General features: G+C 53.8%; 10 protein-coding genes. 3 read left to right on the top strand and 7 right to left on the bottom strand.

Features of this window, described 5'->3' with window-relative positions; all coding sequences use genetic code 11:
- Positions 1-6: 6 nt before the first annotated feature.
- Together FOB24_RS13480 and pptA are read left to right on the top strand one after the other, a co-directional pair.
- Entirely contained in the window at positions 7-624 is a 618-nt protein-coding gene (locus tag FOB24_RS13480) for a glutathione S-transferase family protein (RefSeq protein WP_150345041.1), read from the top strand.
- A gap of 39 nt (positions 625-663) precedes the next feature.
- Complete coding sequence (gene pptA, locus FOB24_RS13475; RefSeq protein WP_069324916.1) at positions 664-891, top strand: tautomerase PptA; 228 nt, start codon at positions 664-666, stop codon at positions 889-891.
- Positions 892-929: 38 nt separating this feature from the next.
- Here the strand turns inward: pptA and FOB24_RS13470 are convergent, their stop codons facing one another.
- Both FOB24_RS13470 and FOB24_RS13465 read right to left on the bottom strand, forming a co-directional pair.
- On the bottom strand, positions 930-2,906 hold the full coding sequence (locus tag FOB24_RS13470) for an alkyl/aryl-sulfatase (protein WP_150345040.1): 1,977 nt from the start codon (positions 2,904-2,906) through the stop codon (positions 930-932).
- Between the two features lie 213 nt (positions 2,907-3,119).
- Complete coding sequence (locus FOB24_RS13465; protein ID WP_038640667.1) at positions 3,120-3,692, bottom strand: flavin reductase family protein; 573 nt, start codon at positions 3,690-3,692, stop codon at positions 3,120-3,122.
- 157 nt (positions 3,693-3,849) lie between these two features.
- On the opposite strand from FOB24_RS13465, the gene nhoA reads away from it, so the two are divergent.
- Complete coding sequence (gene nhoA / locus FOB24_RS13460) at positions 3,850-4,695, top strand: N-hydroxyarylamine O-acetyltransferase (protein ID WP_150345039.1); 846 nt, start codon at positions 3,850-3,852, stop codon at positions 4,693-4,695.
- 59 nt (positions 4,696-4,754) lie between these two features.
- Here the strand turns inward: nhoA and FOB24_RS13455 are convergent, their stop codons facing one another.
- From FOB24_RS13455 to FOB24_RS13435, 5 genes are all read right to left on the bottom strand, one after another.
- Entirely contained in the window at positions 4,755-5,648 is an 894-nt protein-coding gene (locus FOB24_RS13455) for a PhzF family isomerase (protein ID WP_150345038.1), read from the bottom strand.
- 97 nt (positions 5,649-5,745) lie between these two features.
- Positions 5,746-6,426, bottom strand: coding sequence for a respiratory nitrate reductase subunit gamma (gene narI / locus FOB24_RS13450; RefSeq protein ID WP_087856595.1), 681 nt, complete (start codon positions 6,424-6,426; stop codon positions 5,746-5,748).
- Entirely contained in the window at positions 6,423-7,118 is a 696-nt protein-coding gene (narW, locus tag FOB24_RS13445) for a nitrate reductase molybdenum cofactor assembly chaperone (RefSeq protein ID WP_150345037.1), read from the bottom strand. The genes narI and narW overlap by 4 nt, the downstream gene beginning before the upstream one ends.
- Entirely contained in the window at positions 7,118-8,662 is a 1,545-nt protein-coding gene (narH, locus tag FOB24_RS13440; protein WP_085048189.1) for a nitrate reductase subunit beta, read from the bottom strand. Before narH ends, narW begins: the two co-directional genes overlap by 1 nt.
- The gene (locus tag FOB24_RS13435; protein ID WP_150345036.1) at positions 8,659-12,399 is read right to left on the bottom strand and encodes a nitrate reductase subunit alpha; all 3,741 of its coding nucleotides are present in this window, start codon (positions 12,397-12,399) and stop codon (positions 8,659-8,661) included. Before FOB24_RS13435 ends, narH begins: the two co-directional genes overlap by 4 nt.
- Positions 12,400-12,404: the final 5 nt, after the last annotated feature.

Genomic DNA, 12,404 nt, shown 5'->3' with positions numbered 1-12,404 from the left:
TACAGCATGATTAAGGTCTATGGGGTGCCGGGCTGGGGATCGGCCATCAGTGAAGTGATGCTCACACTGGCGGAGATCCCTTACAGTTTTATTAATGTCGACGGTTTTGACAGCGATGGTCCTTCGCGGGAGTTGCTTAAGACAATGAATCCGCTATGCCAGGTGCCCACACTGGTACTGGAAAATGGCGAAGTCATGACGGAAACAGCGGCGATCGCCCTGATGATCCTCGATCGTTGTCCCGAGCTTTCGCCCTCCGTTGGGCGCAGCGAGCGTCAGCAGTTCCAGCGTCTGTTGATATGGCTGGTGGCAAATGTCTATCCCACATTTACCTATGCCGATTATCCTGAACGCTGGGTGCCGGATGCTCCGACGCAGTTGAAAAAAAATTGTATTGAGTACCAAAAATCTCTCTATATGTGGTTGAATGACCAGCTAAGCGCCGAGCCGTACGCTTTCGGAGAGCAGCTAACCTTGCTGGACGTCTATATTTGTGTGATGCGTAGCTGGGGGCCGGGACATGACTGGTTCCAGGACAACACGCCGAATATTAGCGCTATCGCTGATGCGGTTTGCCAGCACCCACGGCTACGTTCCGTGCTGAAAAACAATAAGATTATTTGAGAAAACACACTTTCTGACCAAAACAATAAGGAACCTGCTATGCCGCACGTTGATATTAAATGTTTTCCCCGCGATCTGAGCGACGAGCAAAAATCCGCGCTGGCGGCGGATATTACCGACGTCATTATTCGTCATTTGCAAAGCAAAGACAGCTCGGTAAGCGTGGCGCTGAATCAAGTTGAGCCAGAGGCGTGGCAGGGCGTGTGGGATGCGGAGATTAAGCCGCAGATGGCAACGTTAATTAAAAAACCTGGCTACAGCATGTGAGATAAAACGGGCGAATTTTCCGCCCGTTTTCAACAGGTTTACGGTGTAACGATGTTAAACCAGAATTCGAACTTATCTATATAGCCGAGCATAGCGTCAAGTTTAGCGCCGTCGCCGGTTATCTTCACATCGCCGCTGTCTTGCGCCTGTTTCAGCGTCACTTCCTTGAGGATGATTTTATTGAGCGTGTCGCGATTCAATGTGATCGTGGCGTCAGCCTCTTTTGCTTCGGCATTGGCGGTATGGTTTAGTACGCCATTTTCCAGTTCAAGCTTATATTTACCACCGTCGCTGCCAAGGTCGATGTTAAACACCGATTTGGCATCACCCGCTTTCTGCCCGTTAATATGTACCGCCAGATAGTCGAAGAACATTTCCGGCGTCATGGCGCGTACGGTATCCGGGCTGGCAGTGTTCGGGGTTGGGCCTTTAACCACACCATTACGCAGCTCTTGCGCGCCGGTCAGGTAGAAGTTGCGCCACGGACCGGATTCAGCCTGGTATCCTAGCTGTTCCAGCGCATCAGCTTCCAGGTTGCGCGCGGCCTGGTTATTGGGATCGGCAAACACCACTTTGCTCACCACCTGGGCCACCCAGCGATAGTTACCGTGGTCATAGTCGGCTTTCGCTTTCTGCAGAATGGCGTCCGCTCCGCCCATATAGTCGACGAATTTCTTCGCCGCTTCTTCCGGCGGCAGTTCATCCAGCGTTGCCGGGTTGCCATCAAACCAGCCGAGATAGAGCACATAGGTCGCTTTCACATCATGACTGACGGAACCATAGTAACCGCGATTAGCCCAGGTATGCGCCAGTGAGTCCGGCAGTTTAAAGTTCGCGGCGATTTCATCGCGGGTCAGACCTTCGTTAGCCATACGCAGCGTCTGGTCGTTGATGTAACGATACAGATCTCGTTGGCTTTTCAACAGGTTCACGACTTTGTCATTACCCCAGGTTGGCCAGTGGTGCTGCGCCATCAGGATTTCTGCTTTATCTCCCCAGCGTACAATCGCTTCGTTGATGTATTTGGACCATGGCAACGGCTCACGAATTTTGGCCCCGCGCAGGGAGTAGGTGTTGTGCAGGGTGTGGGTGACGTCTTCAGCAGACTCAATCAGTTTCTTCTCTTCGATATACCACAACATTTCTGACGGCGCTTCGGAGCCTGGGGCCAACATGAAGTCATAGGTCAGGCCATCAATGACCTCTTTTTGCCCATCTTTTTCAATTATATTGGTTGGCGCAATCAGGGTGACGGTTCCCGCGGAGGTCGTGGTTCCCAGTCCGGCACCAACCTGACCTTTGGCATCAGGTTTTAGTAGATTGCCGTACATATAGCTCGCGCGACGGCTCATGACGTTACCGGCCATGATATTCTCAGCCACCGCCGCTTCCATAAAGCCGGCAGGTGCATAAATCTTCACTTTGCCCGCTTTAACGTCTGCTTCATCAACAACGCCGCGTACGCCGCCGTAATGGTCAACGTGGCTGTGCGTATAAATCACCGCGACAACGGGTTTTTGACCGCGGTTTTTAAAGTAAAGATCCATCCCGACTTTGGCCGTTTCTGCTGATACCAGCGGGTCAACAACGGTGACGCCTTCTTTACCTTCAATGATCGTCATGTTGGACAGATCGAGGTTACGGATCTGGTAAACGCCTTCCGTCACTTCAAACAGTCCGCTGATGTTGATCAACTGGGACTGACGCCACAGGCTCGGATTTACCGTATCCGGGGCTTTATCGCCTTCTTTAATGAACGCATATTGTTGCGGATTCCAGATGACATTTCCTTGCTCACCTTTGATCACATCCTGAGGAATTGGGGCGATGAAGCCTTTATGAGCATCGGTAAAGTCGGTGTTATCGGAGAAGGGCAGTTGATTGAAAAGCGCATTGTTCGCTTGTTGCGTGGAAGCGGTTGCGTCCTTTGGCGCTTCAGCGGCAATCAGGGGAGCAGAGGCAGAGGTGAGTAACCCGGCAAGGATAAAACTTTGTGCGATTCTATTCAGTTGCATCGTAAAACCTCTCTGACACTTTATAAGTACAGTTGGGGGATGCTGCTTTGACTGATTGGGTTTGGAATAGATATTTGAGTTAGAGCAAGTTTAACTATAATTCACGCAAATGATTCAGCAAGGAAGGACAGCGATTCATCCGACTGGTTTTTCAGAAGTTTTAAGAAGACGGTGAGGGATGAAAAGCATGAGCCGCCATTCGTTAGCAGACAATTATTCACCTGCGGTAATGCGTCTCCCGCTGGAGACAAACGTTCCGGCCCCAAGGTGATGCAGGGTAGTGAGCTTGTCATCATCAAACTGCCATCGTCCTTCCACGAAGGCTCTCTCATCAGCGGCCGCCGAGACCACTTCCCCAAACAGGGTGTCATACTTTTCCTGCGCCGCCGTTGCAGGCAGTAGACGGCATTCCATCCAGGCCAGGCATTTTGCTTCTATCAGCGGTAAACCCAACACCGGTCCTTGCACCACAGGAATGCCGTAGCAGTTGAATTTATCTTCCACGCGACCGGAAACGCTGCCAACGGCCCAGGTCCAGTTGGCGGCGGCAACCCCCGGAATAACGATGCCAAACATGCCGCTGCGTTCAATCAGTTCCCGCGACCAGGCGGTTTTATCAACCACAATTGCGATACGCGGTGGTTCAAACTCAACGGGCATTGACCACGCAGCGGCCATCACATTCCGCCGCTCTGTATGATCGTCCCGACTGGTGATTAAAATGGTAGGGCCGTGATTTAGCAGTCGACTGGCATGTTTTAGTTCGAGAGGACGAAAATGGCTCATGGATGCTCCTTGGCTGAGAGATAACACACCACAATTAACTTAGATATTAACGGTATTAGCGATTTTGTCGCCTCGTGAGGAAGAACAACGCACAAAATCGACAGCGTAAAATTAAAAATGCGTTATAAGTACAACATTACACAAACAGGAAGCTGGTATGACGCCTTTTTTAAACGCTTATTTTGCCCGTATTGGCTGGTCAGGTTCGGCCAACGTCAACATTGAAACCCTGCGAGCGCTGCATTTACTGCACAACAGCGCCATTCCTTTTGAAAATCTCGATGTGCTGCTGCCACGCGAAATGCAACTCGACGACACATCGTTGGAAGAGAAACTGGTGACGGCGCGTCGCGGCGGTTATTGTTTTGAGCAAAATGGGTTATTTGAGCGGGCGCTCCGCGAAATCGGTTTTACCGTTCGCAGTTTACTTGGACGTGTGGTACTGGCGAATCCGTCAAGCCTACCGCCACGCACGCATCGTCTGCTGCTGGTTGAGCTACGGGGAGAGCAGTGGATCGCTGACGTCGGATTCGGTGGGCAAACGCTGACAGCGCCGATTCGTCTGCAGGCAGATGTTGCACAGCACACACCACACGGAGAGTATCGTCTGATTCAGGAAGGTGAAGACTGGATTTTGCAGTTCCTTCATCACGAACACTGGCAATCAATGTACCGTTTTGACCTGGTTATGCAGCATCAGAGCGATTATCTGATGGGCAACTTCTGGTCGGCGCATTGGCCGCAGTCGCATTTTCGTCACCATCTGCTGATGTGCCGTCATCTGCCAGACGGCGGTAAATTTACGTTAACCAATTTTCATTTTACCCATTATCAGGATGGCCATGCGGTAGAGCAGATTAATCTACCTGACGTCGCCAGCCTGTATGCCTTATTGCAGGCGCGGTTTGGATTGGGCGTGGATGATGTGAAGCATGGATTTACTGAAGAAGAACTGGCGACGGTAATGGCGGCGTTTGATACGCACCCGGAAGCGGGAAAATAACACCATCGGGAATAGTGCCGGATGCGGTGTAATCGCCATATCCGGCCCTCAGGAATAGATTAAAAATCTATTGCCCATTCGGCATGAAACAGGATCACCGCCGAACCGGTAATGGTGACTTTTTCCGGCTGGTTATCACGAATAGCGACCGTCACATCAACTATACCGTCACGACCCAGCGCGCGGCCCTGATGCCCCTGAACACGTAACGTTTTGCCATCATGCGCCATCAGTCGGTGGTGAACCAGCCACGCGCCCATCGGCCCGTTGGCATTGCCGGTGACTGGATCTTCCACAATACCAATTGCGGGTGAAAACATGCGTCCATCGGTGGCGTTTTCGCCCTTACGGATTTGAAAAGGGAAGAAACCGTTACAGCCAATTTGTTGGCTGATGGTCGCCAGAGCCTGCAAATCTGGGGAAAGGGCGTCCAGATCTACCTCAGGCTTTAGCGGAATCATCACTTTCGAATGGCCGGTGGTGGCAACCTGGATCGGCAGCCCTGGCAGCATATCGTCTTCGCTCAGATGCATGGCGTGGATAATTGCAGCGCGAACCGCGCCTTGCAGCGGAGGTTCAAATCCAGGTGTTCCTTGCTCAAGGCTAATGCGATAGTCATTCCCTATAGCTTCAACATCCACCCGATGGCGCCCGGCCAGCGAGGTTTGCCAGACAGTCGTGTTGCTCAGACCCAGTACCTTGGCCCGCACGTAGTGCGCGGCGACGGTAGCATGTCCACAGATGGGGACTTCGACCGTCGGCGTGAAATAGCGGATGTGTACATCGCTGTCGTTGCTGGTCAGCAGGAATGCAGTTTCCGAATGACGCAGCTCGCGGGCAATCAGTTGCATCTGCGCTTCGCTCAGTCCGTCAGCATGCAGCACCACGCCCGCTGAATTGCCGCGAAAGGGGACCGAGGTAAAGGCATCGACGTGGTAAACCTGTGGTTTCATTAGCGTTCTCCCTGGAATGGAGAAGCATCATAGCGTACAAAAAGCGGGATAGCGATGCAGACCTGGTGGCGCTTAGGCCACCAGGCATCAGAGGCAATTAGCGGCGCGAGCGCACAATTTGATAGCGGCGGGTGAAGTACTCAAACGGCGCACTCCACACGTGTACCAGACGAGTGAACGGGAACAGTAGGAATATCGTCATGCCTAACACCAGATGGGCACGGAATATCGGCGCCACGCCATCCAGATGCGCAGATGCGCCCCCCTGGAAAGTCACCACCGACTGCGCCCAACCGACCAGTTTCAGCATTTCACTACCGTCAGGGTGTTGTGCGGAGAACGGAATAGTGGTTAAGCCGAGAATGCATTGAACCAGCAGAATGCACAGGATCAGAATATCGGCGGTGGATGATGTTGCGCGAATGCGTGGATTCGTCAGACGGCGCACCAGCAAACCCGCGCCCCCAACCAACGTTAACACGCCGCAAAAACCGCCGAGAATCATTGCCATTTGCTGTTTCACCGCAATCGGCAGGAACCAGGCATACATCCAGTGCGGGGTCAGCATGCCAAACAGGTGACCGAAAAAAATCCCCAGAATGCCGATATGGAACAAGTTTGACCATAACACCATACCGCGTTTGTCCAGCATTTGACTGGAAGAGGCGCGCCAGGTGTATTGCCCGTAGTCGTAACGCAACCAACTGCCGAGGATAAACACCGTGCCGCACAGATACGGGTAGATATCGTAAAAGAAGACGTTCAGATACTGTATCATTTCGGACCTCCCGCGCTGACGTCGACATACTGCGGCGCCACGTCCTGGCTAAAGCGTCGTTGATAGTTTTGTAACGGTGAACTGTCACAAGCGGTGGCGTTATCTTCGATAAACTTCACCTGTTCCTCTTCCCAGACCGCATCCAGGGCCTGACGGGTATCGTCACGTGTTTCTGCGGCAACCTGCCTGGTGACACTGTCACTTGAAAGAGGACTACCGGCAAGCAGCAGCAGGGCGTCAAACAACTGATACCACGGCGTATCGCGCTGTTTTAAGCGACCGCCAAGCAGTGCCAGAATGGGGGCGACATTCTGTAAACCTTCTTTGGCCTGGGCCTCCGGCAGCACGCTTAAATACTCCAGATACAACGGTAGATGATCCGGCAGCTCGCGGCAGTTTAGCTGGAGCCCGACCTTTTCGTACTGCGCCAGCAGATCAACCATCGCCTGGCCGCGATCACGCGACTCGGCATGGACATGTTCGAACAACAGCAGTGAGGTGGCGCGCCCCCGATCAAACACCTCGCACCATTCGGCTTGCTTATCCAGTAATGGCGCATTGAGCAGTGCCTGGCTAAATTCGATAAGCATTGGGGCATCGCTGGACACCAGCGCCAGCGCGTCGTCTTTACACTCCCACAGTAGTTCGTCCGGATATTCCATCAGCAGTCCGATAACCTTGAGGATTTGCATTATTCACCCTCCGCTTTATCGCGCACTTCGGTAATGTCGATGGCATCAATACGGCTGCTGTTAAACAGGTTGAACTTGGTATCCGAACCGTGACAGCCGTCGCCAAAGGTGAAACCACAACCGTTTTTCTCCGGGAAAGCGTCGCGCGCCATTTCACGGTGGCTGGTCGGGATCACGAAGCGGTCTTCATAGTTGGCGATAGCCAGATAGCGATACATCTCCTCCACCTGCTCAACGGTCAGACCGACTTCCTCAATGGCGCGGGTATCCGTCACGCCTTCGACGGTTTGTGAGCGCATATAGTGGCGCATCGCCATCATGCGCTTGAGCGCGCGTAGTACCGGGGCGGTATCGCCAGCGCTTAGCATATTGGCGAGGTACTGTACCGGGATACGCAGTGATTCCACCGCCGGTAAAATATTGCCATTGCGCGGCAGGCCACCGGCATCAGCGACCGACTGAATCGGTGACAACGGCGGCACATACCAGACCATCGGCAGAGTGCGATACTCAGGATGTAACGGCAGCGCCAGCTTCCAGTCCATTGCCATTTTGTAGACCGGCGAACGTTGGGCGGCGTCGATAACATTCTGTGGAATGCCTTGTTTTAACGCCTCTTCGATGACCGCCGGATCGTGCGGATTGAGGAACACATCGCACTGACGCTCATACAGGTCGGTCTCATGCTCAGTACTGGCCGCTTCCTCGATGCGGTCGGCGTCGTACAGCAATACACCGAGATAACGGATACGCCCAACGCAGGTTTCTGAACATACCGTCGGCTGGCCGGACTCAATACGCGGGTAACAGAAAATGCACTTCTCTGACTTACCGCTCTTCCAGTTAAAATAGATTTTCTTGTATGGACAACCGCTGATACACAAACGCCAACCGCGGCATTTGTCCTGGTCGATCAGCACAATGCCGTCTTCCTCACGCTTATAGATGGCACCACTCGGGCAGGTGGCGACACAGCTTGGGTTCAGACAGTGTTCACAGAGTCGCGGTAAATACATCATGAAGGTGTTTTCGAACTGACCGTACATCTCCTTCTGCATTTTCTCGAAGTTTCGGTCACGGGCGCGTTTTGAGAACTCGCCGCCGAGCAGCTCTTCCCAGTTGGGGCCCCAGATAATCTTGTCCATCCGTTTACCGTCGATCAACGAACGTGGACGCGCAGTGGGCTGGTTTTTGCCTTCCGGTGCGCTATGCAGATGCTGATAATCGTAGGTAAACGGTTCATAGTAATCATCGATTTGCGGGATCACCGGGTTGGCGAATATTTTGGTAATCACCCCCATCTTGCCGCCCAGACGCGGTCTTATCTTGCCGTTGACATCGCGAACCCAGCCGCCTTGCCACTCTTCCTGATCTTCCCAGTTTTTCGGATAACCAATGCCTGGTTTGGTCTCGACGTTGTTAAACCATGCATATTCCATCCCTTCGCGCCCGGTCCAGACGTTTTTACAGGTGACGGAGCAGGTGTGGCAGCCGATACACTTGTCAAGATTAAGAACCATGCCTACCTGTGAGCGTATTTTCATTTTTTCGCCTCCTGTACCTGATCGCGACCTTCATCATCCAGCCAGTTAATATTTTTCATTTTTCTAATCATGATGAACTCATCGCGGTTAGAGCCGACCGTACCGTAATAGTTAAAGCTGTACGCCAACTGCGCATAGCCACCGATCATATGCGTCGGTTTCGGGCAGACGCGGGTGACCGAGTTATGGATCCCGCCACGCATCCCGGTGACTTCTGAGCCGGGAATGTTCATGATTCGTTCCTGAGCGTGATACATCATGGTCATTCCCGGTGGCACGCGCTGACTCACTACCGCACGGGCGGTAAGCGCGCCATTGGCGTTAAAGGCTTCGATCCAGTCGTTATCTTCAATACCCAACTCTTTGGCATCGGTCTCGCTGATCCAGACGATGGGGCCGCCGCGCGACAGCGTCAGCATCAGCAGGTTTTCGCTGTAGGTGGAGTGGATCCCCCATTTCTGATGCGGCGTCAGGAAATTGAGCGCTTTTTCCGGGAAACCGTTAGGCGGAACGTCGCGCATTTCGCTAACGCTGCGGGTGTCGATAGGCGGACGGTAGGCCACCAGGCTTTCACCAAATGCACGCATCCACGCGTGATCCTGATACAACTGCTGGCGACCGGACAGGGTGCGCCATGGGATCAGCTCGTGGACGTTGGTATAGCCTGCGTTATAGGAGACATGTTCGCTTTCAAGACCGGACCAGGTAGGGCTGGAGATAATTTTGCGCGGCTGCGCCTGAATATCGCGAAAACGGATCTTCTCATCTTCTTTGTTCAACGCCAGATGCGTATGGTCGCGTCCGGTCATGGCGCCCAGCGCTTCCCAGGCTTTGACCGCCACCTGACCGTTGGTTTCCGGCGCCAGGGCGAGGATCACCTCCGACGCATCCAGTGCGGTGTCGATCAGCGGTCGACCTTTCGCCGGACCTTCGCGTTTGGTGTAGTTCAGCTTGCCGAGGAAATCGACCTCGGTCTGGGTATTCCAGGAGATACCTTTGCCACCATTTCCGAGTTTGTCCATTAGCGGGCCGAGCGAGGTAAAACGTTCGTAGGTGGCAGGGTAGTCACGCTCCACGACGGCGATATTAGGCGCAGTTTTTCCTGGAACAAGATCGCATTCGCCTTTACGCCAGTCGAGGATGTCAAACGGCTGCGCCAGTTCTGCTGGTGAGTCGTGTTGCAGCGGTTGCAGGACGACATCGGTTTCTTGCCCAAGGTGCCCGACACAGATCTCCGAGAACACTTTGGCGATGCCTTTATAGATTTCCCAGTCGCTCTTCGATTCCCACGCCGGATCGACCGCCGCCGACAGCGGGTGAATAAACGGATGCATATCCGAGGTGTTCATATCATCTTTTTCATACCAGGTGGCGGTCGGCAGAACGATATCGGAGAACAGACAGGTACTGGACATACGGAAATCGAGCGTGACCAGCAGATCAAGCTTGCCTTCAATCGCCGCAGCCTGCCATTCCACCTCTTCAGGTTTAATCCCCTCGCTTGAACCGAGCGCTTCTCCCTGGATCCCGCTTTCGGTACCCAGCAAATATTTGAGCATGTATTCATGCCCTTTACCGGAGGAGCCGAGCAGGTTAGAGCGCCAGACAAAGAGGTTGCGCGGATGGTTGTGGCCGCTGTCCGGCTGCTCGCAGGCAAAACGGATATCACCCGATTTCAGCGCTTGTGCGGTGTATTCAACAGGAGACAAGCCAGCCTGTTCAGCCTTCGCTTTCACGGTCAATGGGTTGAGGTTAAGCTGCGGGGCGGACGGCAGCCAGCCCATTCTTTCGGCGCGGACGTTAAAGTCGATTAAATGTCCGCTAAATTTCGACGCGTCGGCCAGCGGAGAGAGGAGCTCCTGCGCGGTAAGTTTTTCATAACGCCACTGGCTGGAGTGGTTGTAGAAAAAAGAAGTGCTGTTCATCTGACGCGGCGGGCGGTTCCAGTCCAGCGCAAACGCCAGCGGTAACCAGCCGGTTTGCGGACGCAGTTTCTCCTGACCCACATAGTGCGCCCAGCCACCGCCGCTTTGCCCCACGCAGCCACAGAACACCAGCATGTTAATCATGCCACGGTAGTTCATATCCATGTGATACCAGTGGTTAACGCCAGCCCCGAGGATGATCATCGACCGGCCATGAGTTTTGTGTGCCGTATCGGCAAACTCCCTGGCGATTTGTTCGATATGACGGCGTGGCACACCGGTAATTTGCTCGCCCCAGGCCGGGGTGTAGGCTTTCACTTCGCTGTAATCTTGCGCGCTATGAACGTCATCCAGACCACGATCGAGGCCATAATTCGCCAGCACCAGATCATAAACGCTCACTACCGGGCAACTGCGTCCATCGGCGAGGGTGAGGCGTTTTACCGGAAGCTGACGCACCAGCACCGGCTGTTGTTTTACGCTGCGAAAATGCGGATTTTCGTTGCCGCCAAAGTAGGGGAATGCTACCCCAGCCACGTCATCATGCTGACCCAGCAACGAGAGGGAAAGTTCTGTTTCTACCCCTGCGGCCAACGACTCGAGGTTCCATTTTCCCGTCTCACCCCAGCGAAAGCCGATGGAGCCGTTCGGCACGACCAGCTCACCGTCGCTGTTAAAGGCCACGGTTTTCCACTCCGGATTATTGCTTTCGCCCAGACCGTCAACAAGGTCTGAAGCGCGCATCATTCTGCCAGGAACGTAGCTGCCGTCTTCACGCGCATCCAGCAGAACCAGCATTGGCATATCGGTATAGCGGCGGCAGTAATTGAGAAAGTAGTCGCTGGGCCTGTCGAGGTGAAATTCTTTTAAAATCACATGGCCCATTGCCATCGCCAGCGCGCTGTCGGTGCCTTGTTTTGGTGCCAGCCACTGGTCGCACAGTTTGGCGACTTCCGAGTAGTCTGGCGTAATGGCAATGGTTTTAGTGCCTTTGTAGCGCACTTCGGTAAAAAAATGCGCGTCAGGCGTACGGGTCTGTGGGACGTTAGAACCCCAGGCAATAATATAACTGGAGTTATACCAGTCGGCGGATTCTGGAACGTCGGTCTGCTCGCCCCAGGTCATTGGCGACGCAGGCGGTAAGTCGCAATACCAGTCATAAAAGCTCAGGCAGGTGCCGCCAAGAAGGGAAAGATAACGCGTGCCTGCGGCATAGGAGACCATCGACATTGCCGGAATAGGTGAAAATCCGGCCACGCGATCCGGGCCGTAGGTCTTTACCGTCCAGACGTTGGCGGCGGCAATCAACTGATTAAGTTCTTTCCAGCTAGAACGGATAAAACCACCGCGACCGCGTACCTGCTTGTAGCTCTGGCATTTTTGCGGGTCGTTCATAATCGATTCCCAGGCCAGCACCGGGTCGGACTGGCGGGTCAGGGCGTCGCGCCACAGTTCGATCAAACGTTTACGCACTAACGGATATTTCAGGCGGTTGGCGCTGTAAAGATACCAGGAGTAGCTGGCGCCGCGCGGACAGCCGCGGGGTTCATGATTTGGCAGGTCAGGGCGGGTGCGCGGGTAGTCAGTTTGCTGCGTTTCCCAGGTCACCAGTCCGTTTTTGACGTAGATTTTCCAGCTACATGAGCCGGTACAGTTCACGCCGTGGGTAGAGCGCACAATTTTATCGAACTGCCAGCGCTGACGATAACTGTCTTCCCAGTCCCGATTGGTGTGCATCACTTGCCCATTCCCCTCGGCAAACGTATCGCCCTTTTGTTTAAAGTAGCGAAAGCGATCTAACAGTTTACTCATGACAT

The organism is Citrobacter werkmanii, from assembly GCF_008693645.1.
Lineage (GTDB): Bacteria > Pseudomonadota > Gammaproteobacteria > Enterobacterales > Enterobacteriaceae > Citrobacter > Citrobacter werkmanii.
This window is presented reverse-complemented; position numbering and strand designations above follow the sequence as displayed.

What these genes read in the sequence shown, in the direction of transcription:
- FOB24_RS13480 (WP_150345041.1), top strand. Translation starts at nt 7, where the DNA reads ATGATTAAGGTCTATGGGGTGCCGGGCTGGGGATCGGCCATCAGTGAA.
- narW (WP_150345037.1), bottom strand. Translation starts at nt 7,118, where the DNA reads ATGCAAATCCTCAAGGTTATCGGACTGCTGATGGAATATCCGGACGAA.
- pptA (WP_069324916.1), top strand. Translation starts at nt 664, where the DNA reads ATGCCGCACGTTGATATTAAATGTTTTCCCCGCGATCTGAGCGACGAG.
- FOB24_RS13455 (WP_150345038.1), bottom strand. Translation starts at nt 5,648, where the DNA reads ATGAAACCACAGGTTTACCACGTCGATGCCTTTACCTCGGTCCCCTTT.
- FOB24_RS13465 (WP_038640667.1), bottom strand. Translation starts at nt 3,692, where the DNA reads ATGAGCCATTTTCGTCCTCTCGAACTAAAACATGCCAGTCGACTGCTA.
- FOB24_RS13470 (WP_150345040.1), bottom strand. Translation starts at nt 2,906, where the DNA reads ATGCAACTGAATAGAATCGCACAAAGTTTTATCCTTGCCGGGTTACTC.
- FOB24_RS13435 (WP_150345036.1), bottom strand. Translation starts at nt 12,399, where the DNA reads ATGAGTAAACTGTTAGATCGCTTTCGCTACTTTAAACAAAAGGGCGAT.
- narI (WP_087856595.1), bottom strand. Translation starts at nt 6,426, where the DNA reads ATGATACAGTATCTGAACGTCTTCTTTTACGATATCTACCCGTATCTG.
- narH (WP_085048189.1), bottom strand. Translation starts at nt 8,662, where the DNA reads ATGAAAATACGCTCACAGGTAGGCATGGTTCTTAATCTTGACAAGTGT.
- nhoA (WP_150345039.1), top strand. Translation starts at nt 3,850, where the DNA reads ATGACGCCTTTTTTAAACGCTTATTTTGCCCGTATTGGCTGGTCAGGT.